Source organism: Xylanimonas allomyrinae (genome assembly GCF_004135345.1).
In the GTDB taxonomy this organism is placed as follows: domain Bacteria; phylum Actinomycetota; class Actinomycetes; order Actinomycetales; family Cellulomonadaceae; genus Xylanimonas; species Xylanimonas allomyrinae.
In genome coordinates this window covers 1354774-1379299 of the sequence record NZ_CP035495.1, presented here as the reverse complement: position 1 = coordinate 1379299, position 24526 = coordinate 1354774, and the positions used below count along the sequence as shown (strand labels likewise).

Annotated in this window: 20 protein-coding genes and 4 pseudogenes; 12 read left to right on the top strand and 12 right to left on the bottom strand. The window is 71.9% G+C overall.

The genetic code is table 11. The features are described 5' to 3' along the window. Nucleotides 1–47: 47 nt before the first annotated feature. The 4 genes from qcrB to ctaE form a co-directional block, all read right to left on the bottom strand. Nucleotides 48–1766, bottom strand: a complete 1719-nt coding sequence (gene qcrB, locus ET495_RS06315) for a cytochrome bc1 complex cytochrome b subunit (protein WP_129203521.1) — start codon at nucleotides 1764–1766, stop codon at nucleotides 48–50. Next, the gene (qcrA, locus tag ET495_RS06310; protein ID WP_129205917.1) at nucleotides 1763–2794 is read right to left on the bottom strand and encodes a cytochrome bc1 complex Rieske iron-sulfur subunit; all 1032 of its coding nucleotides are present in this window, start codon (nucleotides 2792–2794) and stop codon (nucleotides 1763–1765) included. Before qcrA ends, qcrB begins: the two co-directional genes overlap by 4 nt. 17 nt (nucleotides 2795–2811) lie before the next feature. Beyond that, nucleotides 2812–3591 (bottom strand): cytochrome bc1 complex diheme cytochrome c subunit, encoded by a 780-nt coding sequence (gene qcrC, locus ET495_RS06305; protein ID WP_129203519.1) that lies wholly within the window; start codon nucleotides 3589–3591, stop codon nucleotides 2812–2814. Between the two features lie 85 nt (nucleotides 3592–3676). Beyond that, nucleotides 3677–4324, bottom strand: coding sequence for an aa3-type cytochrome oxidase subunit III (gene ctaE, locus ET495_RS06300; RefSeq protein ID WP_245993345.1), 648 nt, complete (start codon nucleotides 4322–4324; stop codon nucleotides 3677–3679). Nucleotides 4325–4580: 256 nt separating this feature from the next. Between ctaE and ET495_RS06295 the strand changes: the two genes are divergently transcribed. Beyond that, nucleotides 4581–4991, top strand: a complete 411-nt coding sequence (locus ET495_RS06295; protein ID WP_129203517.1) for a response regulator — start codon at nucleotides 4581–4583, stop codon at nucleotides 4989–4991. A gap of 193 nt (nucleotides 4992–5184) precedes the next feature. After that, nucleotides 5185–6204: an anthranilate phosphoribosyltransferase gene (gene trpD, locus ET495_RS06290; RefSeq protein ID WP_129205915.1), complete on the top strand. Its 1020-nt coding sequence runs from the start codon at nucleotides 5185–5187 to the stop codon at nucleotides 6202–6204. A gap of 72 nt (nucleotides 6205–6276) precedes the next feature. On the opposite strand, the gene ET495_RS06285 is transcribed toward trpD, so the two are convergent. The 3 genes and pseudogenes from ET495_RS06285 to ET495_RS06275 all read right to left on the bottom strand — a co-directional run bounded on the left by ET495_RS06285 (nucleotide 6277) and on the right by ET495_RS06275 (nucleotide 10170). Then, nucleotides 6277–6558: an Lrp/AsnC family transcriptional regulator gene (locus ET495_RS06285; protein ID WP_129203515.1), complete on the bottom strand. Its 282-nt coding sequence runs from the start codon at nucleotides 6556–6558 to the stop codon at nucleotides 6277–6279. Beyond that, nucleotides 6552–8295: pseudogene (locus ET495_RS06280) on the bottom strand (DEDD exonuclease domain-containing protein). Before ET495_RS06280 ends, ET495_RS06285 begins: the two are co-directional and overlap by 7 nt. Nucleotides 8296–8334: 39 nt before the next feature. Further along, nucleotides 8335–10170 carry an AMP-dependent synthetase/ligase gene (locus ET495_RS06275; RefSeq protein WP_129203512.1) on the bottom strand — a complete coding sequence of 612 codons (1836 nt, stop codon included), beginning with the start codon at nucleotides 10168–10170 and terminating at the stop codon, nucleotides 8335–8337. Nucleotides 10171–10405: 235 nt separating this feature from the next. Here ET495_RS06275 and ET495_RS06270 point away from each other — a divergent pair, with 235 nt between their 5' ends. After that, a complete protein-coding gene (locus ET495_RS06270) occupies nucleotides 10406–11350 on the top strand; it encodes an ROK family glucokinase (protein ID WP_129203510.1) in 945 nt (314 codons plus the stop codon). Between the two features lie 40 nt (nucleotides 11351–11390). Here the strand turns inward: ET495_RS06270 and ET495_RS06265 are convergent, their stop codons facing one another. Next, nucleotides 11391–11945 (bottom strand): hypothetical protein, encoded by a 555-nt coding sequence (locus tag ET495_RS06265; protein WP_129203508.1) that lies wholly within the window; start codon nucleotides 11943–11945, stop codon nucleotides 11391–11393. A gap of 112 nt (nucleotides 11946–12057) precedes the next feature. Between ET495_RS06265 and ET495_RS06260 the strand changes: the two genes are divergently transcribed. From ET495_RS06260 to ET495_RS06250, 3 genes are all read left to right on the top strand, one after another. After that, nucleotides 12058–12804, top strand: a complete 747-nt coding sequence (locus ET495_RS06260; RefSeq protein WP_245993344.1) for a lysophospholipid acyltransferase family protein — start codon at nucleotides 12058–12060, stop codon at nucleotides 12802–12804. Nucleotides 12805–12897: 93 nt separating this feature from the next. Beyond that, nucleotides 12898–14124 (top strand): pyrophosphate--fructose-6-phosphate 1-phosphotransferase, encoded by a 1227-nt coding sequence (locus ET495_RS06255; RefSeq protein WP_129203506.1) that lies wholly within the window; start codon nucleotides 12898–12900, stop codon nucleotides 14122–14124. A 175-nt stretch (nucleotides 14125–14299) separates the two neighbouring features. Continuing rightward, nucleotides 14300–15628 carry a class II 3-deoxy-7-phosphoheptulonate synthase gene (locus tag ET495_RS06250; protein WP_129205913.1) on the top strand — a complete coding sequence of 443 codons (1329 nt, stop codon included), beginning with the start codon at nucleotides 14300–14302 and terminating at the stop codon, nucleotides 15626–15628. A gap of 36 nt (nucleotides 15629–15664) precedes the next feature. Here ET495_RS06250 and ET495_RS18525 read toward each other — a convergent pair. Beyond that, nucleotides 15665–15967 (bottom strand): annotated as a pseudogene (locus ET495_RS18525) (PASTA domain-containing protein); the annotation flags it as partial. Continuing rightward, nucleotides 15865–17760: a protein kinase domain-containing protein gene (locus tag ET495_RS06245; protein ID WP_425471208.1), complete on the bottom strand. Its 1896-nt coding sequence runs from the start codon at nucleotides 17758–17760 to the stop codon at nucleotides 15865–15867. The gene ET495_RS06245 and the pseudogene ET495_RS18525, both read right to left, overlap by 103 nt. A gap of 112 nt (nucleotides 17761–17872) precedes the next feature. Here ET495_RS06245 and ET495_RS06240 point away from each other — a divergent pair, with 112 nt between their 5' ends. After that, nucleotides 17873–18241, top strand: a complete 369-nt coding sequence (locus tag ET495_RS06240) for an Rv2175c family DNA-binding protein (protein WP_129203504.1) — start codon at nucleotides 17873–17875, stop codon at nucleotides 18239–18241. A 13-nt stretch (nucleotides 18242–18254) separates the two neighbouring features. Here the strand turns inward: ET495_RS06240 and ET495_RS06235 are convergent, their stop codons facing one another. Both ET495_RS06235 and ET495_RS06230 read right to left on the bottom strand, forming a co-directional pair. Then, the gene (locus ET495_RS06235) at nucleotides 18255–19352 is read right to left on the bottom strand and encodes a polyprenyl synthetase family protein (protein ID WP_129203502.1); all 1098 of its coding nucleotides are present in this window, start codon (nucleotides 19350–19352) and stop codon (nucleotides 18255–18257) included. Between the two features lie 59 nt (nucleotides 19353–19411). After that, on the bottom strand, nucleotides 19412–19948 hold the full coding sequence (locus tag ET495_RS06230) for a hypothetical protein (protein WP_129203500.1): 537 nt from the start codon (nucleotides 19946–19948) through the stop codon (nucleotides 19412–19414). 150 nt (nucleotides 19949–20098) lie between these two features. On the opposite strand from ET495_RS06230, the gene ET495_RS06225 reads away from it, so the two are divergent. The 5 genes and pseudogenes from ET495_RS06225 to ET495_RS19650 all read left to right on the top strand — a co-directional run. Continuing rightward, on the top strand, nucleotides 20099–21229 hold the full coding sequence (locus ET495_RS06225) for a DUF4192 domain-containing protein (RefSeq protein WP_129203498.1): 1131 nt from the start codon (nucleotides 20099–20101) through the stop codon (nucleotides 21227–21229). Beyond that, complete coding sequence (locus ET495_RS06220) at nucleotides 21216–21641, top strand: universal stress protein (RefSeq protein WP_342770154.1); 426 nt, start codon at nucleotides 21216–21218, stop codon at nucleotides 21639–21641. The genes ET495_RS06225 and ET495_RS06220 overlap by 14 nt, the downstream gene beginning before the upstream one ends. 291 nt (nucleotides 21642–21932) lie before the next feature. Next, on the top strand, nucleotides 21933–23537 hold the full coding sequence (locus tag ET495_RS06215) for an RNA polymerase sigma factor (RefSeq protein ID WP_245993343.1): 1605 nt from the start codon (nucleotides 21933–21935) through the stop codon (nucleotides 23535–23537). A 113-nt stretch (nucleotides 23538–23650) separates the two neighbouring features. Beyond that, nucleotides 23651–23872: pseudogene (locus ET495_RS19655) on the top strand (phage integrase N-terminal SAM-like domain-containing protein); the annotation flags it as partial. 161 nt (nucleotides 23873–24033) lie between these two features. Further along, a pseudogene (locus ET495_RS19650) lies at nucleotides 24034–24444 on the top strand (tyrosine-type recombinase/integrase); the annotation flags it as partial. Between the last annotated feature and the right edge of the window lie 82 nt (nucleotides 24445–24526).

Below are 24526 nucleotides of genomic sequence, written 5' to 3'. Positions count from 1 at the left end.
CGGGGGCCGCCGCACGGGCCGTGCGTCGCCGTTGGTCAGGTCAGAGCTCAGCGCTCCTGGTCGGTGCGGGTGGCACCGGCTGGAAGGGCCGTGTGCTCCTCGCGCGTGGCGTCGATCGCCTCGTGCTCGCCGTGCGCGTGGGCGGCGGTGAGCTCGGCGGGCGTGACGGGTTCGATGCGGTCCTCGAAGAAGAACTTCGAGAGTCGGTGCCAGCGCTTCTCTGCTGCGTAGCCCTTGCGCTTGACGCCGCGGGCATCGGTGGCGGGCGCGAGCTCGAGGGGGGTGCGGGCCTCGTAGTTGACGCGCAGCCACCGCTCCTGCTCGTCGAGGGGGGTGTGCACCTCGATGTACTCACCGCTCGCGAAGCGAACGATGCGGCCGGACTCGTGGCCGTGCAGCACCAGTTCGCGGTCCTTGCGCTGAAGACCGAGGCACAGGCGCTTGGTCACCCAGAAGGCAAACCAGGGGCCGACGAAGAGCAGCACCCTGAAGACCCAGGTGATCTCGTTGATCGACAGGTGGAAGTGCGTCGCGATGAGGTCGTTCGAGCCGGCGAGCGCCAGGATGATGAACGCCGTGAGGAACGCGACTCCCAGGCCGGTGCGCACCGGGACGTTGCGCGGGCGGTCGAGCACGTGGTGCTCACGGTGGTCGCCGGTGACCTTCGCCTCGATGAACGGGTAGGCGAGCAGGAACGTGAACAGGATGCCAGGCACCACGAGCGCAGGCACGAGCACGTTCAGCGACAGCGTGAACCCGCCGATGACGATCTCTGCCTGCCCAGGCATGAGGCGCAACGCACCCTCGAGGAACAGCATGTACCAGTCCGGCTGGGCGCCGGCGGACACGGGGGACGGGTCGAAGGGCCCGTAGTTCCACACCGTGTTGATCGCCATCGTTCCGCCCATGAGGGCGAGGACACCGAAGACGAAGAAGAAGTTGCCGCCCATCTTCGCGATGTACACGGGGAACGCGGGGTAGCCGACGACGTTCTTGTCGGTCCGGCCGCCGCCCGGGTACTGCGTGTGCTTGTGCAGCACCATCAGGAACAGGTGCAGACCGACGAGCGCGAGGATCAGTCCCGGCACGAGGAGGATGTGCACCGTGAACAACCGGGCGATGATGTGCTCGCCGGGGAACTCGCCTCCGAAGATGAAGTACGACATGTACGAGCCGATGATCGGGATCGACTTGACCACGCCGTCGGCGATGCGCAGGCCGTTGCCGGAGAGCACGTCGTCGGGCAGCGAGTAGCCGGAGAACCCGGCAGCCAGGCCGAGGATCAGCAGCGTCGCGCCGACGAGCCAGTTGAGCTCGCGCGGCTTGCGGAAGGCTCCGGTGAAGAACACGCGCATCATGTGCGTCACGATCGACGCCATGAAGATCAGTGCAGACCAGTGGTGGATCTGGCGCATCAGCAGGCCGCCGCGGACCACGAACGACAGGTCGAGCGTCGACGCGAACGCGGCCGACATCTGCTGGCCGTTCAGCTGCGGAAGCGGGCCGTTCCACGTCACGAGCGCCATCGACGGCTGGAAGAACAGCGCGAGGAACACACCGGTGATGAGGAGGACGACGAACGAGAACAGGGCGATCTCGCCGAGCATGAAGGACCAGTGGTCCGGGAAGATCTTGCGCGCGAACTCCTTGACCGCCACGCCGATCGACGTGCGCTGGTCCAGGTAGTCCGCGGCCTTCCCTGCCGCCGTCGTCGGTTCGGCCGACGGGCGGCGCTTCGCGGTCTGGGACGTGGTTGCGGTGCTCACTTCAGGCGCTCCCAGAAGCTCGGGCCGACGGGCTCGGAGAAGTCGTCCTCAGCAATAAGGTACCCCTCGTCGTCGACGGTGATGGGGAGCTGGGGCAGCGGGCGCTTGGCGGGGCCGAAGACGACCTTCGCGCCGTCGGCGATGTCGAAGGTCGACTGGTGGCACGGGCACAGCAGGTGGTGCGTCTGCTGTTCGTACAGCGCGACGGGGCAGCCGACGTGGGTGCAGATCTTCGAATAGGCGACGATGCCCTCGTACGAGGCTCCGGGCCTGTGCTCGGAACGGATGTCCTCGGGGTTGAGGCGCACGAGCAGGACGATGGCCTTGGCCTTCTCGGAGATCCACTCCTCCGTCCGGCGTTCCTCTTCGGGGACGTCAGGCATGACGTGGGCGACGGAACCGACGGTGAGGTCGGTGGCCTTGACGAGGCGCCCGTCCGGGTCGTAGGCGAGTCGCCGGCCCTTCTGCCACAACGTGTGACGGAACTTGCTGATGTTCCAGTCGCTGCCGACCGAACTGACGAGGGGTACGGCGATCGTCAGCGGGAACAGGGCCAGCGCGCCCACGAACGCGCCCTTGAGCACCCCGCGGCGGCCGATGCCCGAGTCCTCGACGCCCTGCTGGAGCGCGATGACGGCAACCTCGCGAGCCTCGGGCGAGGTCGCGGTCGGATGGCGCTCGTCGGTGTACTCACGGTTGGACATGAGTGCCTTCGCCCAGTGGATGGCCGCGAAGCCGATGCCGAGGAGCGAGATGGCCAGCGTGACACCGAACAGCAGCGTCGACAGTCGCGTGCCCGCGGTCGTGCCGTCGGGACGCACCGCGAAGTAGGCGACGAGCGAGCCGATCGTGCCGAGGGCCGAGATGGTGAAGAGGATGACGACGGTGCGCTCGGCGCGTTTGGCGGCCCGGGGGTCGGTGTCCGTCAGGCGCGGCTTGTGCGCGGGGACGCCAGGGTCGGGAAAGCGCTCGGCCTGGACGAGCGCACTCGCGTCGTGCGCGCGTTCGACGTCGCCCGAGGGGTTCACGGGGGTGTTGCTGTCGCTCACGAGGACTTCGCTCCGATCCAGATCGCTCCGCCGATCATGATGGCGAGGCCGATGACCCAGGCCCACAACCCTTCGGACACCGGGCCGAGCCCGCCGAGCGCGTTGCCGCCGGCCGAGCCGGCATGCTGCTCGTCGAGGAACGCGATGATGTCGCGCTTGCCCTCCGGGGTGATGGTGGCGTCGTTGAAGACGGGCATCGACTGAGGGCCGGTGAGCATGGCCTGGTAGATGTTGCGTTCCGACGTCTTCATGAGCGATGGCGCGAACTTGCCCTGGGACAGGGCGCCGCCCGCACCGACCGCGTTGTGGCACATCGCACAGTTGGTGCGGAACAAGGCCATGCCGTTCGCTGCGTTGCCCTGGGAGGCATCGACCTGGGCGTCGGTCGGGATCGCCGGGCCGTTGCCGAGGGAGGCGACGTACGCGGCGAGCGCGGCCGTCTGCTCCTCGTCCATCTGACGTGGCTTGGCCGGAGCCTGCGGTCCGCTCATCTGCATCGGCATGCGGCCGGTCGAGACCTGGAAGTCGACGGCGGCGGCGCCGACCCCCACCAGGGAGGGCACTTCGCCGGCTCCCTCGGCGTTCGGGCCGTGGCAGGTGGCGCAGTTCGCCTGGAACAGCTGCTTGCCGGTCTCGATGTCCGCGGTGCTGGTGGTCGCGGCGTTCGCCGGACTCGGGGCGAGGGCGGCGTACACGCCGCCCGTGACCAGCAGCGCCATCAGCAGGAGCACGACCGGGGCTGACCGGTGGTGCCTGCGGGCGGCGAGTGCCTTCACGACAGTGACCTCGTCTCGTGGCTTTGGGTGTTTCCGGGGGTGGTACGGGAGCTGCTGTGCCCCCGTGCGTGCGCGGCCGATCCCGTCACTTGGCCAGGTAGATGACGGCGAACAGGGCGAGCCACACGACGTCCACGAAGTGCCAGTAGTACGACGTGACGATGGCGGTCGTGGCCTCGTGGTGGCCGAACCGCTTGGCTGCGAAGGAGCGTCCGAGGAGGAACAGGAACGCGATGAGCCCACCGAGCACGTGCAGGCCGTGGAAGCCCGTCGTCAGGTAGAAGACCGAGCCGTAGGCGCTGGACGAGATGGTCAGGCCTTCGCGGACGAGCGACGCGTACTCGAAGAGCTGGCCGCCGATGAAGATCGCGCCCATGACGTAGGTCAGGGTCATCCACTCGTGCATGCCCCACTGACCGGCCTGCCAGATCCGGCCCGAGCGTGCGGGTTTGAAGCGCTCTGCTGCGAGCACCCCGAGCTGGCAGGTCGCGGAGGACAGCACGAGGACGGTCGTGTTGGCGAACGCGAAGGGGATGTTGAGCTTGTCTGTCTGCGCGGCCCACTCTGCCGGGTCCATCACGGAGCGGATGGTGAAGTACATCGCGAACAGAGCGGCGAAGAACATCAGCTCGCTGGCGAGCCAGACGATCGTCCCGACCGACACCGGGTTCGGGCGGTTGACGCTCACATGCGGTCGGGCAGCGGGGGCAGCAGCCGTTTCGGTCGTGGACACGGAGTCATTATTGCGGACTCGACCACACTTGTGACCATGCCAAACGGCACTTCGGGGTTCGTGGACCGCGAAAACCCGCGGATTCACGCCGAAGTGCTCGCGCGATCTGACGATCAGTGAGAGAGTGCCACGAAAAGACCACGTTCTATCGGTTCTCGACGTGACGCGCGTGTGTCACGATGCCATTAAAACGTGAGGAGACGCTGCCGGCGGGCGCGCGATGTCGCTCCGGGTGGCTCGATGGGAGGCATGACGCATGACGAGTTCCAGCACGCGCACAGGTGGCCCGCGCGTCCTTCTGTACAGCGACGATCAAACGGTGCGCGCACAGGTGCGAACCGCCGTCGGGCCGCGCCTGCGCGCGCACGCGCCGGAGATCGACTGGCTCGAGGTGGCGACCGCCGCGGCGGTCGTCGACGCGGCCGACCGGGAGCGGTGGGATCTCGTCGTGCTCGACGGCGAGGCGGACAAGGCCGGTGGCATGGGCCTGGCGCGCCAGCTCAAGAACGAGATCTACGAGTGCCCGCCGGTGCTCGTGCTCACGGGCAGGGCCGAGGACGCGTGGCTCGCCTCGTGGTCGCTCGCCGATGCCGTCGTGCCGCGACCGCTGGACTCGGTTGCTCTCCAGAGTGCCGTCGCGGGGCTGCTGGCCGGCGCGACGGTCTGAGTCGCGGGACGACGGGTCGGTTCGGCGCGCGACCCGGTAGCGTTCGGGGTGACCTCGCAGGTTGCGGCACGCCCGCACGCGGGGTCGATGCCAGTCCGCACACCGTCTCGCACCGAGAGAAGGACCCGCGTTGAGTCAGCCCGACGTCGACAACGCCCCTGCGACCGATCCCACGCTGGCGTGGCCGGTCGTCATGAACCGGCTCGTCGTCGGTGACGACCTGACGGCGGCTCAGGCCGCCTGGGCGATGGACGAGGTCATGTCCGGTGCGGTGTCTCCGGCGCGCCTGGCGGGGTTTCTCATGGGCCTGCGCGCCAAGGGCGAGACCGTCGAGGAGCTCGGAGGTCTCGCGACGTCGATGATCGCGCACGCCACGCGAATCGAGGTCCCGGGTCGCACGGTCGACCTCGTGGGCACGGGCGGTGACCGCGCGCACACCGTCAACATCTCGACGATGGCGGCGATCGTGGTCGCCGGGGCCGGTCTGCGCGTGGTCAAGCACGGCAACCGTGCCGCGACCAGCGCATCGGGCGCGGCCGATGTGCTCGAGGCGCTTGGCATCCGGCTCGACCATGAGCCTTCCCGCGTGGCGCAGATCGCCGTCGAGGCCGGCATCACGTTCTGCTTCGCGACCGTGTTCCACCCCTCGATGAGGCACGCGGGGGTGGCGCGCAAGGAGCTTGCGGTGCCGACGGCGTTCAACTTCCTGGGTCCGCTCACCAACCCGGCGTTGACCAGTGCGACGGCGGTCGGTTGCGCCGATGCGCGCATGGCCCCGCTCATGGCAGGCGTGTTCGCCGCACGCGGCACGTCCGCGCTGGTGTTCCGAGGAGACGATGGCCTCGACGAGCTCGCCGCGACGGGGGGCACGGCCGTGTGGGAGGTGCGCGACGGGGCTGTCTCGCCGGTGCGGATCGACGCAGCGGAGGACCTCGGGCTGACACGCATCGAGGTCGCCGACCTGCGAGGCGCCGACGCCGAGCACAACGCACGCGTCGCGCTGGGCGTGCTGGACGGAGCGGACCGCGGGCCGGTGCGCGAGACCGTGCTGCTCAACGCGGCGGCGGCGCTCGTCGCCGACGGCACTCTGCCAGGGACGGCTTCGGGCACGCTCCTCGAGCGACTCGCCGTGGGGCTGGGGATTGCCGCGCGCAGCATCGACGACGGTGCGGCCCTGCGGGCGCTCGAACGGTGGCGCGCCGCCTCCGCGTGAGCGCGCGTTCAGCCGTTCACGCCGCCCGGGCCGGGCATCGCGCCGGGCCCGGGTGCGACAGGCGCGGTTCGGCTACTCGTCGAGTCCGAGCGCGAACGCTTGGTCGAGGTCGACGCTCGAGTAGGCGCGGAACGCGATGAGCGTCTCGGTGCGCAGCACGCCGGGCACCTTGCTGATGCCGTCCGCGATCGCGTCGGCGAGCTCGTCGTGGGCGCGCACGCGCACCATGGCGACGAGGTCTGCCTTGCCGGTGACCGAGTAGACCTCGCTGACCCCCTTGAGGTTGGCCACCTGGTCGGCGACCTCGGGGATCATGTTCGGCTCGGTGTCGATGAGGACGATCGCGGTCAGCATGGTGCCATGGTAGTGATGCGCTGCCTGACCTCGCCTGAGACGTCCGCAAGGTCGGCGTGGGACAGCGCCGATCGCACGGGGAGCGCCCACGGTGTGCTCGCGTGCACGAGCCGCACGCCGGGCGACTCGAGCCAGTTCACGACCAGCCCGGCCTCTTCGGGGTGGCAGGCAGGCGCGGGCGGCACCGGCGGGTCGACCGTCTCCGCGGTTGCGCGCAGCGCGGCGACCACGGCCAGCGGATCCTCGCCCGGCCGGCTCACCGCGGTGGCCGCGAGCCGCGCGTGGCGCACGACGACGAGTTCCCAGCCTCCCAAGGCATCCGGCCGCGCGGCGACAAGCTCGGCGCATGCCGCGAGCGGTGCGAGTCGCTGAGCCCTGCCCGCGCCCTGCACGAACGCGCGCAGGCGACCGGTGACGAGCCCGGCCTCCTCGAACCGCTCCTCGGCCGCGAGCCGCGCGATCCGTGACGCCAGCGCTGCGACGACGGGTGAGGGGTCGCCGGTGAGCGCGTCGGCTGCGGCCCGTGCGACGGCCGCGTACGCGGCGTCCGGGGTGTCGACGGCCGTGCACGGCGCCGAGCACCGGCCCATCCCGGCCAGGGCGCACGGGCTGCCGAGCGCACGCGAGACGGTGGCCAGGCGCAGCGTGCACTGCCTGAGCGGCAGCGCGTCGTGCAGCGCGTCGACCGCGTCCTGCGCGACGCGGCGCGAGCCGAACGGTCCGATGTGCGGGGCGCCCTCTCGCACCTCCCGGACCACGGAGAGGCGGGGTAGGGCTCGTCGGTGAGCCGGACCCATGCGTGCCGTTCGGGGTGCTTGGAGCGGCGGTTGTACCGCGGCTCGTGCTCGGTGATGAGCCGGAGCTCCCGCACGGCCGCCTCGAGCGGCGTCGCGCACACGACAGGTGTCACCTCGTGCGCGATCCGCACCATCTCGGTGATGCGTCGGCGCTTCTCGGCGGCCGTGAAGTAGCTGCGCACGCGCTTGCGGATGTTGGTCGAGGTCCCGACGTACAGCACCTCGTCCCCGGGCCCTTGAACAGGTACACGCCAGGCGACTCAGGCAGCCCGTCGGCGAGATGGCGTTTGCGGCGCACGTCGGGTGGCACGGGGTCGGCCGCCGAAGCCAGGTCCTCCAGGTGGGTGACCCCCATGGCGCCGAGCCGGTCGAGCAGCCCGTGCAGGACGTCCACGGTGGCGCGCGCGTCCGCCAGGGCGCGGTGCTCGGGCGTCACCCGGGCGTGGAACAGGTTCGCGAGCGTCGAGAGCTTGTGGTTGGGCACCTCGTCGCGAGTGACCACACGGCGGGCGAGGGGCACGGTGTCGACGACGGGGAAGCCCGGCCACGGATAGCCGAGGCCCGAAGCCGCGGCCTTGAGGAACCCGACGTCGAAAGGTGCGTTGTGAGCCACCAGCACGGACCCGTGCGCCCACTCGAGGAACGACGGCAGGACGAGGTCGATCGCGGGTGCGGTGGCGACCATCGCCGTCGTGATCCCGGTGAGGCGTGCGACGAACGCCGGGACGTCGCGTCCCGGGTTCACGAGCGACTGGAACTCGCCCAGCACCTGCCCTCCGCGCACCTTGACGGCGCCGATCTCGGTGATCCCGGCGTCGTCGGAGCGCGTGCCGGTGGTCTCGAGGTCGACGACGACGAAGGTGACGTCACGCAACGGCGTTCCCAGGTCCTCGAACGAGGGCTGGTACCCCGCGTCGGTCGCGGCTGCCTGGCGGATCATGCCGGGAACGGTACGACGAGCCCCCGACACGCCCGTCCGTCAGACCGTGTGCAGCGACTTCCTGTCGGCGGCGGGGGCGTAGATGCGTTCGACGTCGGGGGCAAAGTCCTTGAGCACGAGGGCCCGCTTGACCTTGAGCGACGGCGTCAGATATCCGTTCTCGACGGTGAAGTCGCCGGGCAGCACCGTGAACTTGCGGATGGACTCCGCCTTGGACACCGCGGCGTTCGCGCGCGTGACCGCCTGGTCGAGCGCCGAGAGCACGTCCGGGTCGGTCATGGCCTGCTCGACCGTCAGCTCGGGCTTGCCGTGCATCGTCAGCCAGCCGGGCAGCCCCTCCTGGTCGATCGTCACCAGGGCGCCGATGAATGGTCGGTTGTCTCCGACGACGACGCACTGGCTGACCAGGGCGTGGGCTCGGATGCGATCCTCGAGCGTGGCCGGAGCGACGTTCTTTCCGCCGGCGGTCACGATGATCTCCTTCTTGCGGCCCGTGATCCGCAGGAAGCCGTCCTCGTCGAGCGACCCCAGGTCCCCGGTGCGGAACCACTCGCCGTCGAACGCCTCGGCCGTGGCCTGAGGGTTGTTGTGGTAGCCGCGGAAGATGTGATGGCCCTTGAGCAGGATCTCGCCGTCCTCGGCGACCCGGACCGAGCAACCGGGGAGCTGGGCGCCGACGGTGCCGATCTTGGTGCGCTCGGGACGGTTGACGCACGTCGGCGCCGTCGACTCGGTGAGGCCGTACCCCTCGAGGATCGTCAGGCCCATGCCTCGGTAGAAGTGCCCCAGCCGCTCGCCCAGGGGGCCGCCGCCCGAGACGGCGTAGGCGGCCTGCCCGCCCAGCTTGGCACGCAGCTTCCCGAAGACGAGGGCGCCGGCGAGCGCGTGCTGGGCGCGCAGCCAGGCCGACGGTCCGCGGAGCGTGTCGGATGCACGCGACCACGCGATGGCCGTCGACGCGGCCCAGTGGAAGATGCGGAGCTTGCCGCCCGCGGCCGCGGTCTGCTCGGCCGCGTTGTAGACCTTCTCGAAGACGCGAGGCACCGCGAGGATGTACGTCGGGCGGAACTGGCCGAGGTCTTCGACGAGCGTCTTGATGTCGGGGGAGTGGCCCAGCACCGTGCCGCTGTGGACCGCGAGCACCTCGATGAACCGCGCGAAGACGTGTGCCAGCGGCAGGAACAGGAGCGTGCGGGTTCCGGCGGCGGCGAAGACGTCGGGCACGTCGGGGATGGTGTTGGTCGTCAGCGACAGGAAGTTGCGGTGTGTGAGCTCGGCGCCCTTGGGGCGGCCCGTGGTGCCCGACGTGTAGATGATCGTCGCCAGGTCGTCCAGGTCTGCGAGCGCACGACGACGGGCGATCTCGTCGTCGGGCACCGAGGCGCCGGCGGTGGTCAGCGCTTCGATGGCACCGGGGCCCGTGGACGCGTCGATCACCAGGACCTCGCGGCACGCCGGCGCGTGGCTGCGGACCTCGGCGACCGTCGCGGCGTTCTCGGCGGACTCGACCACCAGGACGGTCACGGCGGCGTCGGTCAAGATCCACTGCACCTGCTCGGCGCTCGACGTCTCGTAGATCGGGACGGGGACGGCTCCGGCGGCCCAGGCCGCAAAGTCGAGCAGCGTCCACTCGTAGCGCGTGCGGGACATGATGCCGACGCTGTCGCCCGGCTGGACGCCCTTGGCCACGAGGCCCTTCGCGACCTCGACGACCTGAGCGTCGAACTGCCGCACCGAGATGGGCGCCCAGCCCCGCCCCCGGGGCACCTCGGCCAGGACGGCGTCCGGGGCCTCGCGCATGCGTTCGGCGATGATGTCGTTGAGGTTCGCCTCCCGCGGCAGCTCGATCCGCAGCGGGTTCGTGATCTCGTCCATGCTGGCTCCAGTGGCAGGTGACGTCGGGGAGCGCCACGATACTCGGTCTCACGCCTTTTGTGACCAGCGTCACCGTATCGCGACCTGGCGCTGGGCGAACGGCCCCGCGCCGCGCAGCCGCGACGCGCTCGATAGGCTGGACCCGCGCTCCGGTGCCCTCAGGGGCCTCGTCGGACGACGCGCATGCCCGCCGAACGTCCGGCGGGCTTCAACGACGAACGTGAGGACCTCACCCATGCATGCGATCGGTGTCGACATCGGCGGGACGAAGATCGCGATCGGCGTCGTCGACGAGGCGGGGCGCATCCTCGCGCAGGTCCGGCGCGACACCGACCCCGACGACGTGGCCAGCATCGACCACGCGATCGCGGACGCATGTACCGAGCTCGCCAAGGCCTACGAGGTCGGGGCGATCGGGGTGGCGGCCGCCGGTTTCGTCAGCTCGGACCGCACCTCGGTGCAGTTCGCTCCGAACATCGCGTGGCGCGAGTACCCGCTGGCTCGCAAGATCGCCGAGCTCGTGGACATCGACGTCCCCGTCGTCGTCGAGAACGACGCCAACGCCGCCGGCTGGGCCGAGTTCCGCTTCGGTGCCGGTCGGGGGAGCTCCGACATGCTCATGCTGACCATCGGCACCGGCCTGGGCGGCGCCGTCGTCGTCGACCGCTCGCTCGTGCGCGGGCGATGGGGTGCGGCCGCCGAGGTGGGGCACATGCGCGTCGTCCCCGGCGGGCACTACTGCGGGTGCGGGCACGAGGGCTGCTGGGAGCAGTACGCCTCGGGAAGCGCGCTCGTCCGGGATGCCAAAGCGGCCGTGGTAGCGCTTCCTCACAAGGCGGGGCGGCTGCTCGAGCTGGCAGGCGGGGAGCGCAAGAAGATCAAGGGTCCGCACGTGACGACGGCGGCGCAGGAGGGCGACGAGCTCGCCGTCGAGCTGCTTGCCAAGCTGGGTCGATGGATCGGCGAGGGTGCCGCGTCGGTCGCGGCGCTGCTCGACCCCGAGCTCATCGTCATCGGCGGCGGGGTCGCGGGGGCGGGCGACCTGCTGCTCCTTCCGGCCCGTGCAGGGTTCGAGGCGCAGCTCTCGGCGCTCGGGCACCGGCCCATGGCGCGTCTCGAGCTGGCCGAGCAGGGCAACGAGGCGGGCGTCGTCGGTGCGGCAGACCTGGCGCGTCACTGAACGCCGGCCCTGAGCCCACCGAGGAGGCCCCTGAGGTGCGTCAGACGACGGCGCCGTCGTCGTGGTCCGACGGGTCCCGGCGGTGAGGCATGCGCCACACGAGCACCGCGACCGAGGCGAGGAACACGAGCGCGGCGGTCGGTCCCGCCCACCCCGGCACGGACATCCCCGGCAGGAACGAACGGACGACGAGCGCCACCACGGCGAGCAACGGGATGCCCGCGGCACCGGCCCAGGCCAGGGTCGCGAGCGGGTCGCGCGAGGTGAGCACGGGGCCGGGGTCCGGCGGCGCGAAGTGCGACTCGGCCTCTTCCAGCGCCTCGACCTCGGGGGTCGTCGGCCAGTCGCGGGGCCCGGCCGTGCGGGCGACGACGTGGCCCGGTGCCGTAGGCGCCGACTCGGCGGCGGGAGCCTGCGCGGCCGGGTCCGCGGGGGCCTCGCCGTCGTCGAGCTCGGCGAGCCGCGCGACGATGTCGACCCAGCGTGCCTCGACCTCCGCCTCTCCGAGTGGAGGCTCCCGCGAGGCGCCCCGGGCGCCGTCGCCCTGGGCGTCGTCGTCGCGCCCCGTGCCGCCGCCTGTGCTCGTCCCGGCCATGACAACACCTTAGAGTTCATGCAGCGTTGCGCGCTGCCCCGCGCGCACCCGGGTCCGGGCCTGACCGAGCCGGTTCTGTGGTGACGCCCGCCGGAGGTTCGAGGAGGACCGCTTGTTCTACTGGCTCATGAGGCACGTCGTGGCTGGTCCTCTGCTCAAGCTGTACTTCCGCCCCTGGACGAAGGGGCTGGAGAACGTTCCGGCCGACGGACCGGCGATCCTGGCGTCCAACCACTTGGCGGTCATCGACTCCTTCGTGCTCCCGCTGGTGCTCGACCGCAAGGTGCAGTTCCTCGGCAAGTCGGACTACTTCACCGGCGCCGGGCTCAAGGGCCGGCTCGTGGCGGGCTTCATGCGCGGCGTCGGCACGATCCCTGTCGACCGGGCGGGCGGCAAGGCGAGCGAGGCCGCGCTGCGCACGGGCCTGCGGGTGCTCGACCAGGGAGGGCTGTTCGGCATCTACCCCGAGGGGACGCGAAGCCCGGACGGCCGCATGTACCGAGGCAAGACGGGTGTCGCGCGGCTGGCCCTCGAGTCCGGGGCGCCCGTCGTGCCGGTGGCGATGGTCGGCACCGACGTCGCCCAGCCGCTCGGTCAGGCGTTGCCCAAGCCGATGCCCATCGGTGTCGTCCTGGGCGAGCCGCTCGACTTCTCGCGGTACAAGGGCATGGAGAACGACCGGTTCGTGCTGCGGGCGGTCACCGACGAGATCGTCTACGCGGTCCTGCGCCTGTCGGAGCAGGAGTACGTCGACGTGTACGCGGCCACGGCCAAGGCCCGGATCGCGGCCGAGAGAGCCGCCGAACGAAGGGCCGCCGAGGGGCGCTCCCCGGCGGACGGAGCGGCCGAGGAGGACTGAACGGCCCGCGCTGCGCGCCCGTGGCTGCGCCCCTCACGACGCAAGCCTCTAGGATCGAGCACGGTCCAACCCCCACCCGGAAGGTGCTTGAACATGGCTGTTCGTCGCGTGGCCCTGCTGACGGCCGGCGGCTTCGCCCCGTGCCTCTCGTCCGCCGTCGGCGGGCTCATCGAGCGGTACAACGAGCTCGACCCGTCGATCGAGATCATCGCCTACATGCACGGCTACCACGGCCTGCTGACCGGCACGAAGATCGTGATCGACGAGGAGGGTCGTAAGCAGGCAGGCATCCTCCACCGCTTTGGCGGCTCGCCCATCGGAAACTCGCGGGTCAAGCTCACCAACGTGGCCGACGCCGTCAAGCGCGGTCTGGTCAAGGAGGGCGAGAACCCGCTCACGGTCGCCGCGGAGCAGCTCAAGGCCGACGGTGTCGACGTCCTGCACACCATCGGTGGCGACGACACCAACACGACCGCAGCGGACCTGGCCGCCTACCTGCACGAGAACGGCTACGAGCTGACCGTCGTCGGACTCCCGAAGACCATCGACAACGACGTGGTGCCGATCCGCCAGTCGCTCGGTGCCTGGACCGCGGCCGAGCAGACCGCGGCCTTCGGCGAGAACATCATCGGCGAGCACCGTTCGGGCCCCCGCATGCTCATCGTGCACGAGGTCATGGGCCGCCACTGCGGCTGGCTGACCGCCGCCTCGGCTGCCGAGTACCGCAAGCGCCTCGACGCCAAGGAGTTCGCGCCCGCGCTCGGGCTCACGCGCGAGCGCTGGGACATCCACGCGGTGTTCGTGCCCGAGCTCGCCATCGACATCGACGCCGAGGCCGCCCGCCTCAAGGGCGTCATGGACGAGATCGGCAACGTCAACATCTGGCTGTCCGAGGGCGCCGGCATGCACGAGATCGTCGAGCAGCTCGAGGCCGCAGGCACGCCCCCGGCCCGTGACCCGTTCGGGCACGTGCGGCTCGACGAGATCAACCCCGGCCAGTGGTTCGCCCGGCAGTTCGCCGAGAAGCTGGGCGCCGAGAAGGTCATGGTCCAGAAGTCGGGCTACTTCTCGCGTGCCGCGGCCGCCAACGCCGAGGACCTGCGCCTCATCAAGTCGATGACCGACCTGGCCGTCGAGTGCGCCCTGCGCGGCGAGCCCGGCGTCATCGGCCACGACGAGGAGGACGGCGACAAGCTCAAGGCGATCGCGTTCCCGCGCATCGCGGGCGGCAAGGCGTTCGACGTGAACCAGGACTGGTTCACCGGCCTGCTCGGCGAGATCGGCCAGCCGTTCAAGCCGGCGACGCCCGCCGCGCACTGACCCGGTCGGACGGCGAGCCTACCGAGGCCGATCACGGCCTCGGTAGGCTCGCCGTGCCAGGGTCCCAACTACCGAAGTGGCCGACACCATGAGCATCGCCGCGCAGCCCCAGGAGTCCGCACGACGGGTCGCGGGCACCCGTGGGGGTCCCGGCACCGACGCGCCGTCCGCGTCGATGGCGCAGGTTCTGGACACGTTCCGCTCGCTGCCCGCGCTGCAGCAGCCCGTCTGGCCCGATCGTGCCGCGCTCGACGCCGTCGCCACCCGCCTCGGCCAGGCGGCCCCGCTGGTCCTGCCGGCGGAGGCGGACACGCTGCGCGCCAAGCTCGCCGCCGCCGGCCGGGGCGAGGCGTTCGTGCTCCAGGGCGGCGACTGCGCCGAGATCTTCGCCGAGGCCAGCGCCACGCGGATCCGCAACAAGATCCGCACCATCCTCCAGATGGCGGTCATCCTCACGCACGGTGCCTCGACGCCCGTGGTCAAGATCGGCCGCCTCGCCGGCCAGTACGCCAAGCCGCGGTCGTCCGACAACGAGACGCGCGAGGGCGTGACGCTGCCCGCCTACCGCGGCGACATGATCAACGGCTTCGAGTTCACCGTCGAGGCGCGCACGCCGGACCCCCGGCGACTCGAACGCGCCTACCGGATCTCGGCGGCCACCGCCAACGTGGTGCGCGCGTTCACGCAGGGTGGGTACGCCGACCTGCGGCAGGTGCACGAGTGGAACCGCGGGTTCATGCGCAACCCGGCCTACGCGCGCTACGAGCGCACGGCCGCTGAGATCGACCGGGCCATCCGGTTCATGGAGGCCTGCGGAGCGGACTTCGACGCGCTGCGCACCGTCGAGCTCTACCTGTCGCACGAGGCCCTCGTGCTCGACTACGAGCGCGCGCTGACACGCGTCGACGCGCGCACCGGCAACGCGTACGACACGAGCGCGCACTTCCTGTGGATCGGCGAGCGCACGCGTCAGCTCGACGGCGCGCACGTCGAGTTCCTCTCGCGCGTCGCGAACCCGATCGGCGTCAAGCTCGGCCCGACGACGACTCCCGACGACGCTCTCGCGCTCGCCTCCCGCATCAACCCGGGCAACGTGCCGGGCCGGCTGACCTTCGTGGCGCGCATGGGCGCGGGCAGGGTGCGGGACGTGCTGCCCGGGCTCGTCGAGAAGGTGACGGCAGAAGGCGTCGCCGTCACCTGGGTGACCGACCCCATGCACGGCAACACCATCACCTCGGGCACGGGCTACAAGACCCGGCGGTTCGCCGACGTCCTGGACGAGGTGCAGGGCTTCTTCGAGGTGCACCGTGCCCTCGGGACGGTACCTGGGGGCCTGCACATGGAGCTGACGGGGGACGATGTGACGGAAGTCCTCGGCGGCGCCGAGGCGATCGACGAGGAGGGGCTGGCCCGGCGTTACGAGACGCTCGTCGACCCGCGCCTGAACCACCAGCAGTCGCTCGAGACGGCGTTCCTCGTCGCCGAGATGCTTCGCACGCGCTGACCGCCGTCCGTGCGCGGACGGGCGCCGCCGGTTGCGTCAGAAGACGGTGATGGTGACGGTCGACCCCTTGGGAGCCGTGCCCGACGTGTCCTGGAACCGGACGCGGTCCAGCAGACCGCCCAGGTAGCGGGTCGTCTTGACCTGGAACCCTGCGTTCGTCAACGCGTCCTTGGCCTCGGCCGTCGACATCCCGACGACGTCGGGTACCGCGACGATCGGCGGACCGGACGAGACGGTCAGCATGATGGTGTCGAGGCGGTGCGCTCTCGTGCCGCTCTCGGGCGACTGGCGGATGACCCGCCCGGCGGGCACCGTCTCGGACGCCTCGTCCGGCGTGAACGAGACCTTGAACCCCAGGTCCTCGAGCGCGGCCTGAGCGTCCTCCTTGGAGCGCCCGACCTGCTGCGTGACCGTGGCGGGCGCGGGCCCCCGGAGACGACGAGGGTCACGACGGTGTTGTGCGGCACGAGCGTGTCGGCGTCCTGCGACGCAGCGAGCACCTGCCCCGTGGGCGCGGTGTCGGACCACTCCTGCTGCGCCTCGCCGACCGTCAGCCCGACGCCCCGCAGCGCCGTCTCGGCGTCGGCCTGCGTCGCGCCGACCAGCCCGCCCGGCACGGTGACCATGCGGATGCCGAGCGAGACGACCAGGTCGACGGTGCCGTCCTTGCGGACTCGCTCACCCTCGCCCGGGTCGACGGACACGACGCCCCCCTCCGGGACGGTGTCGTCGTGCTGCTTCGTCGTCGCCGCGCCGAGCCCGTGGGCCGCGAGTCGCGCGGTCGCGTCGTCGACGGACGTGGCCTCGAGTCCGCCCGGAACGGTGGTCCAGGCGCCCGGACCCTCGTCGAACCACCACCAGGCGCCGTAGCCGCTCGCTCCGAGGACGACAGCGAGGCCCGCGGTCCAGGCGAGCACGCGCGCCCAGCGGCGGCGCGGGGCTCGCGTGCTCGTCGAGACGGCGAGAGTGCCGGCGCCGTCCCCGGAGCGGACCCGCGTCGTCGGCTGCTCGACGAGCCGCTCGGTGGCGGTCCCCTCGCCGGGGAACAGCCGGTCGATCTCGGAGGCGTGCCCCGACGGTGTCGTGAGCGTTCCGGCGAGCGGGATGGCGTCGAGCTCGTCGCCGTCGATCTCGTCGAGGGATCCCGTGGTGTCCGGGTCCCCGTCCCGCTCGGCACCAGGGGAGTCGGCGACCGTGGCGAACCCCTCGGGCGGGTCGGCGCGGCGCCCGAGCACCTCGGGCTGGGCCGCCTCGAGGGCCGTGCGGACGGCGCGGAGCAGGTCGAGCGCCGCGGCGCCGTCGGCGGGCCGTGCCGCGGGGTCGCGGGCCGTGAACAGGCCGACGAGGTCGTCGACCGTGTCGGGCAGCCACGGCACGCGTGTGCTGGGCGGCGCCACGTCGTCGTGCACATGCTGGAACGCGACCTGGATGGGCGTGGCGCCGTCGTGGGGCAGGACGCCCGTGAGCATCTCGAAGGCGAGGATGCCCACGGCGTAGACGTCGGTGCGCGCGTCGCACGCACCGGTCGCGATGACCTCGGGGGCGAGGTAGGCGACGGTCCCGAGGATCGTGCCCGTCGTCGTGCTGGTCACCTCGGTCACGGCGCGCGCCAGGCCGAAGTCCGCGACCTTGACGCGATCGCCCCGTTCGGTGCTCGCAGATCCCTCGGCGGCCGCGATCAGGACGTTCTCGGGCTTGACGTCGCGGTGGACCAGGCCCTTCGCGTGCGCTGCGGCGAGCGCCGCGAGCACCTGTTCGAGCAGGTCGAGCGTGCGCCCTACCGTCAGCGTGCCCTGCGCACGCAGCTCGCGCCGCAGGTTGCTGCCCGGCACGTACTCCATCGTCAGGTAGCTGGTGTCGCCGTCCAGGCCCTGGTCGTAGACCGCGACGACACCCGGGTGGGTGAGGCGCGCGGCGGCGCGGGCCTCGCGCCGGAACCGCGAGACGAACGCGGCCCCGTCGACTCCGTCGGCGAGGTGGGCGTGCATGACCTTGAGCGCGACCTCGCGGTCGAGCCTGCGGTCCAGCGCGAGGTAGACGGTCGCCATCCCGCCGCGCGCGATGCGCGCGCGGATCTCGTACCGCCCGTCGATCAGGCGGCCGAGCAGGGGGTCGGTCGTCACCAGGGCCACGCGGCGATTGTACGGAGGGCCGTCGTGGGCGTCCCCTCATCGACGTGCGGCGCGCCTCGGACGGGCGCCGGACACGGGCCGTGCCGGCCGCACCCGGCTTAGGCTGTCGGTCGTGACCACCGACCTGGACGCGCTCGTCCCGCGCTGGCTGACCCTGCCCGATCTTGCCGAACGCCTCGGCGTCGAGTTCCCGCGTGTGCGTGCGCTGCTGCGCGACCGGGCGGTCGTCGGCGTCAAGCGGGGTGAGCGCACCACGTTCCAGGTGCCCGAGGCGTTCCTGATGCCGGCCGAGGACGGCGGCGAGGAGGTCATCCCCACGCTGCGCGGCACGGTGCTGGTGCTCGGCGACCAGGGGTTCGCCGACGACGAGATCCTCGAGTGGCTGTTCACGACCGAGCCGTCGCTCGGCGTCGCGCCCGTCGAGGCGTTGCGGGCCGGGCGTCGCGCGGAGGTGCGGCGGGTGGCTCAGGCGGTCGGCTGACCGGGTCGCGTGATCAGGCGGCGCGGTCGACGGCGGCGTGCGTGAGCGCGATCAGCACGGCGCGACCGCGCTCGGTCAGCGCCGCCGTCTCCAGTCCTGCCAGGGCGGTCCGGGTGAGGTCGTCGATGAGCTGCTCGACGCCGTCGAGCGCCCCTGAGGCGACGACGGCGTCCCGCAGCGCGGTCACGTCGGCGTCGGTGAGGCCGGGGTCCCCCAGCCGCTGCGTGAGCAGCGCGCGCTGGTGGGCGTCCCCTGCGGCCATGGTCCGCGCGGCGAGCACCGTGCGCTTGCCCTCGCGCAGGTCGTCGCCGGCGGGCTTGCCGGTGATCTCGGGGTCGCCGAAGACGCCGAGCACGTCGTCGCGCAGCTGGAACGCCTCGCCCAGCGGCTGCCCGGCAGCGGCGACGGCGGCGACCTGCGCGGCGTCGGCACCCGCGATGAGGGCGCCGATCACGAGCGGCTGGCGCACCGAGTAGCTGGCGGACTTGGCCCGCAGCACGGCGCGCGCCCGCTCCTCGTCGGCGGCGGGGTCCACCCCCCACGGCTCGGCCTGGACGAGCACGTCGAGGTACTGGCCGACGATGACCTCGCTCTGCATCGCGTCGAACTGGGTGCGCACGGCCTGGGCCCGGTCGACGGGCAAGGGCGCGAGCGCTTCGGCGATCTCACGCTGCGCGGCGATCAGGCACAGGTCGCCGAGCAGGATCGCGGCCGACTCGCCGAACCGGCCAGGGTCACCGGCCCACCCCGAGGCCGCGTGCCGCGCCTGGAACGCACGGTGAGCCGTGGGCAGGCCGCGCCGCGTGTCGGAGGCGTCCATGACGTCGTCGTGCAGGAGCGCGGCTGCCTGGAAGAGCTCGAGCGCGGCACCCGCGCGGACCGCCGCCTCGCGCTCGTGGCCGGCGTCGCCCCCGCCGTGGGCCCTGAAGGACCAGTACGCGAACGCCGCCCGCAACCGCTTGCCGCCGCTGAGCAGGGCTGCGGCCTGGTCGATCAGCACGGTCGCGTCGCGTCCGATCACGGCGACCTGCCCCTCCAGGACCGCCAGGTGGCGGCTGACGGCGGCATCGACGTCGGCGCGGAGGTTCTCGAGGTCGACGACGTCAGGCATGCGGGAAGCCTATGCCAGCGGCGTCGGGACGGGCCCGCGCGGCAGGGGCACGGCCCCGCTCAGCCCGTGGGTGCGAGCACGGTGCCGCTGACCGACACGAGCCGGTGGTCGCCCTCGTCGAGCACCCCGATCAGCAGCGTCTCGACGAGCGGCCCCTCGGGGCGCTCGGTCCGGCGGGTCCAGGCGGTCTGCGCGGTGAGGCCCGACGGCGCCTGCGGTGTCTCGGTGAACCCGTTCGTCGCGAGCGGGCCGCCGAGCTGGGCTAGCACGTCGTCGGCGGTGCGGGGTGTGGACAGGCTGAGCGAGACGCGCGTCAGGCCGCCGTCGGCCTGGCCGGCCGAGCTCGCGATGATGCTCGCGTCGTCCGGGGCCTCCAGCAGCGACCGCGGGAAGCCCTCGGCGTAGCCGCCGACGGCCGACGACGCATCGAACGTCGGCAGGTCGGACACCGGGGCGGGCGGCGAGGGCTGCTCCGACGGCAGGCCACCGTTCGGTGCGGTGTCGAGACGGCCGGACGGGGCGACCGTGCAGCCCGTGGTGAGCCCCACCATGACCAGGGCCGCGAGCGCGGAGGTCAAGGGTGCGCGGCGGTTCACGGGCACACCGTAGCGGCCGTTGCTTCGTCGGCGTCGCCGAGCCTTCGCGGAACGCGCGGAGCGGGCGCACATACGAAGAGCGGCGAGGGTTGTGAACGAGGAGCCGATGAGCGTGCCGGCGTGCCCGCTCGCGCAGGCTGGGATCGGGCCATGACATCGACCACGGCGGCAGCCGTCCCCACCGTGCGGGTGCGCGACACACGCGACCTGCTGTCCATCGTCCCCTTCGCCCTCGGCTACCGTCCCACCGAGTCCCTGGTCGTGGTGTGCGTGCGCCGCGGCGGCGGCCTCGGCCTCGTGGCGCGCACCGATCTCGCGAGCGTGCGCCGCCCCCGCGAGCGGAGAGAAATGGCCGAGCTCGTCGCCGCGCGAGCCGCCGAGGACGGCACCGTGGCCGCCTACATCGTCCTCTACGGCGGCGGCGACGTCGCCGCCGGAAGCGTGGCCCGTGCCGCCGCGGACAGCATGGCGGACGCGCTGCGCGGTGCGGTGCCAGAGGTCGAGTCGTGGGCCGTCGGCGGCGAGCGCTACTGGTCGCTCGACTGCACCGACGCGGCGTGCTGCCCGCCCGAGGGCTTTCCGGTCGGCGGCCTTGAGTCCACGGTTCCCGGCGCACAGCTCGTGCTCGAAGGACACGCGCCCGCTCGCACGCGCGAGGAGCTCTACCGCGTCGCGCGAGCGGACGCGGCCCGGCGCGGGCTGGCAGGGCGCGCCGCCGGGCGGTGGGAGCGCACGGGCGGGCGGGCAGGCGGCGACGACCAGGCGTGGCGCACGCAGTCGTTCGGCGCGTGGCTCGAGGCGACCGCCGCCGCGAGGCACGCCGACGAGCTCCCGCCCGCTCTCCTCGGCCGGATCGCCGCGGCGCTTGAGGACAGGGCGGTGCGCGACGCCGTCCTGCTGTGGTTCGTCCCGGGAGCCGAGACACACGCCGCTGCCGTCGCAGCGGGCGACTGGTCCGCCGCCGACGCCGACGCCGCGGCGAGCGACGCGATGGCGGTGGTCGTCGACGCGCAGCGCGCCCAGGCTCCCGACCCGGAACGGCTTCGGGCCGGTGTCGCCGTCCTCGAAGCGGTCGTCGCACACGCCGCGCGGCGCAGGACGTGCTCGCCGCTCACGCTGCTGGCGTTCGTTGCGTGGTGGTCGGGTGAAGGCGCACGAGCCGCCTACCGTCTCCGGGAGGCGCTCGCAGCCGACCCCGGGCACCGGCTCGCGCTGCTTCTCGGCGCGGCGCTCGAGGCGGGCCTGCCGCCGGGGTGGGTGCGTGCGCGTGGCGACCGGTGACGTGCGCGCGGCGTCGGCGCCGTCCTCGGGTAACGTGCGCCTCATGACGGTCGTGGTCAGCCACCTGAACAACCCGGAGGGTCGGCAGGCGTTGTCGACGGCGGTGGCGGAGGCGCGCGCGCGCTCGGCCAGGCTCGTCGTCGTTGCGCCGGCGGTGCCGCACGAGGCCCCGGGCGGCGAGGCGCTCGCGGAGGTGCTGGCCCGGCTCGACCAGTTCGGGGTGACGCACGAGGTCGTGACGGCGCCAGGTGACCTCGCCGAGGCGCTGGTCGACGCGGCGGTGCGCACGCGCGCCGAGCTGATCGTCATCGGGCTGCGGCGTCGCAGCCCGGTGGGCAAGCTGATCCTCGGAGCCGGCGCACAGCGGATCCTTCTCGATGCGCCGTGCCCCGTGCTCGCGGTCAAGTCCTGAGGTCAGGGTCGTGTTCCCGGTCGCCGGGGCCACGACTGGGCCCATCGATGAACCGGTTTCGGGAATCCTCACGGTGGCTCGACGGTTGACACCGGGGTACGCGGCGCTCGTCGCCGGGCGGGTGGAAGTGCGGCGCGTTGCGCGCGGATTGCGCGTTCCGGCGCGGTTGCGACGAGTCGCGACGGTACAATATCCGTGTCCGCCGGAGCCTCGACGGTCCGAGCTCGGCCAACGGGCCGCACGCACCCTCACCGGCGGGACACCGCCCCTCGAATCCCGAAAGGTCGGTTAGTGGCGTCCACGTCCCAGAGCACCGCACAGCAGAACACCACACTGCCCCGTGAGTTTGAGCACCCAGCGCTCCAGGAGCTGCTGGCACGCGGGACGTCGCAGGGCAACGTCGACGCCGACGCGTTCCGCACCGCGTGCGAAGCGGCTGGCGTCGGCGACGCAAAGCGCCTCAAGGCCGTGCTGAAAGCGCTGTCGATCGCCGGTGTCGACGTGGTGATGCCGACTGTGGCCAAGGTCGCCGCGGCGACCACAGCACGCACCAGCACCTCGGCCCGCGCAAAGGCGCCGTCGGCGCGCGCGGCAAAGCCCGCAGCCGGCACGGACGAGGCGTCGGACGGCAAGCCCGCCCCCCGGGCCAAGGCCGCCGCCAAGCCCGCGACGACCCGCAAGGCCGCCGCCAAGAAGACGTCTCCCGCCAAGGAGTCCAAAGTCACGTCCGAGGACGACGACGTCGAGATCGACGACGCCGAGATCGACGAGGCCGAGCTCGTGGACGAGGTCGACGTCGCCGAGGACGCGGACGGCGCGGAGGCGACCGAGACCGACGAGGCAGAGGGCGACAAGCCGGCGGCCGCCAAGCCCGCAGGCGCCGACGAGGAGGACACGGGGTTCGTTGTCTCCGACTCGGACGACGAGGACCAGCCGGCCCAGCAGGTCGTGACCGCGGGCGCGACGGCCGACCCGGTCAAGGACTACCTCAAGCAGATCGGCAAGGTCGCCCTGCTGAACGCGGAGCAGGAGGTCGAGCTCGCGAAGCGCATCGAGGCGGGACTGTTCGCCGAGGAGAAGCTCGGCAAGGAGTTCGCCGGATTCGACCGCACGAAGGCGGACGCCGACACGCGACGCCTGGTGCGGGACCTGCAGTGGATCGCGCATGACGGCAAGCGCGCCAAGAACCACCTGCTCGAGGCCAACCTGCGACTGGTCGTCTCGCTCGCCAAGCGTTACACCGGCCGCGGCATGCTCTTCCTGGACCTGATCCAGGAGGGCAACCTCGGTCTGATCCGCGCGGTCGAGAAGTTCGACTACACCAAGGGCTACAAGTTCTCGACCTACGCCACGTGGTGGATCCGCCAGGCCATCACGCGTGCCATGGCCGACCAGGCGCGCACCATCCGCATCCCGGTGCACATGGTCGAGGTCATCAACAAGCTGGCCCGCGTGCAGCGCCAGATGCTCCAGGACCTGGGCCGCGAACCCACGCCGGAGGAGCTGGCCAAGGAGCTGGACATGACCCCCGAGAAGGTGGTCGAGGTCCAGAAGTACGGCCGCGAGCCCATCTCGCTGCACACGCCGCTCGGCGAGGACGGCGACTCGGAGTTCGGTGACCTCATCGAGGACTCCGAGGCCGTGGTCCCGGCCGACGCAGTGTCGTTCACCCTGCTCCAGGAGCAGCTGCACCAGGTGCTCGACACGCTCTCCGAGCGTGAGGCGGGCGTGGTCTCAATGCGCTTCGGCCTGCAGGACGGTCAGCCCAAGACGCTCGACGAGATCGGCAAGGTCTACGGCGTCACTCGTGAGCGCATCCGCCAGATCGAGTCCAAGACGATGTCCAAGCTGCGGCACCCGTCACGCTCGCAGGTGCTGCGCGACTATCTCGACTGAGACGGCCTGCCGCTGTGCGGTGTTACCCCAGGTGACGAGCGCCTTTCGGTGCCTGACACGCTGACGGTAGCACCGCACAGCGCTCCTAGTCGAGATATCGCTATCCTGGTGGCGTGCCGCGCACCCCAGATCACCCGGACCTCGCCCCGCTCGTTGAGTCGTGGGTGCTCTCGCTGCGCGCGGAGCGCAAGAGCCCCGCGACCGTCAAGAGCTACACCGCCGCAGTGAGCGGGTTCCTCGCCTGGTGCGCCGAGACGGGCCACCCGCCGGTGCTCACCAAGTCGGCCGTCACCGCCTACAGTGCGCACCTGCTCGAAGCCGGGCGTGAGGCGTCGACCGTCCGCGCGCGCCAGCTCGGCGTGCGGCGGTTCGCGGCATGGCTCGCCGAAGAGGGTGAGATCCCGGCCGACCCGCTGCTCGGCCTGCGCGCCCCGAAGCTGGACCAGAAGATCGTCGAGCCCCTGACCAGTGACCAGATCAAGGCGCTGATCAAGGCATGCCAGGGCGCCGACCTGCGCGACCGCCGCGACGAGGCGCTGATCCGGTTCATGGTCGAGACCGGCGCCCGCGCGGGGAGGTCGCCGCGCTCGACCTCGACGACGTCAACCTCCTCGACGGGGTTGCCGTCGTCCGCCGGGGCAAGGGCGGCAAGGGCCGCACGGTCCCGTTCGGCCCGCAGACCGCTCGGGCACTGGACCGCTACCGCCGCCTGCGTGCGTCGCACCTGCTCGCGTCGACGCCCGCGTTCTGGCTCGGCGATCGCGGCAAGCCGTTCAACTACGACGGACTGCACAAGACGCTGAGATACCGCGCCGCGCTGGCCGGGGTCGAGAACTTCCACCCCCACCGCCTGCGCCACACCGCCGCGCACCGCTGGCTCGCCGCGGGCGGCTCCGAGGGCGGGCTTATGGCGGTGGCCGGCTGGACCCGGCCCGACATGCTCACCCGGTACACCAAGGCGCGCGCGGCCGAGCGCGCTGCCGCCGAGG

Bases quoted from the DNA above. Each gene is read 5' to 3' on its own strand.
- ET495_RS06295 (WP_129203517.1), top strand. From the start codon at position 4,581: ATGACGAGTTCCAGCACGCGCACAGGTGGCCCGCGCGTCCTTCTGTAC.
- trpD (WP_129205915.1), top strand. From the start codon at position 5,185: ATGAACCGGCTCGTCGTCGGTGACGACCTGACGGCGGCTCAGGCCGCC.
- ET495_RS06285 (WP_129203515.1), bottom strand. From the start codon at position 6,558: ATGCTGACCGCGATCGTCCTCATCGACACCGAGCCGAACATGATCCCC.
- ET495_RS06275 (WP_129203512.1), bottom strand. From the start codon at position 10,170: ATGGACGAGATCACGAACCCGCTGCGGATCGAGCTGCCGCGGGAGGCG.
- ET495_RS06270 (WP_129203510.1), top strand. From the start codon at position 10,406: ATGCATGCGATCGGTGTCGACATCGGCGGGACGAAGATCGCGATCGGC.
- ET495_RS06265 (WP_129203508.1), bottom strand. From the start codon at position 11,945: ATGGCCGGGACGAGCACAGGCGGCGGCACGGGGCGCGACGACGACGCC.
- ET495_RS06255 (WP_129203506.1), top strand. From the start codon at position 12,898: ATGGCTGTTCGTCGCGTGGCCCTGCTGACGGCCGGCGGCTTCGCCCCG.
- ET495_RS06250 (WP_129205913.1), top strand. From the start codon at position 14,300: ATGGCGCAGGTTCTGGACACGTTCCGCTCGCTGCCCGCGCTGCAGCAG.
- ET495_RS06235 (WP_129203502.1), bottom strand. From the start codon at position 19,352: ATGCCTGACGTCGTCGACCTCGAGAACCTCCGCGCCGACGTCGATGCC.
- ET495_RS06225 (WP_129203498.1), top strand. From the start codon at position 20,099: ATGACATCGACCACGGCGGCAGCCGTCCCCACCGTGCGGGTGCGCGAC.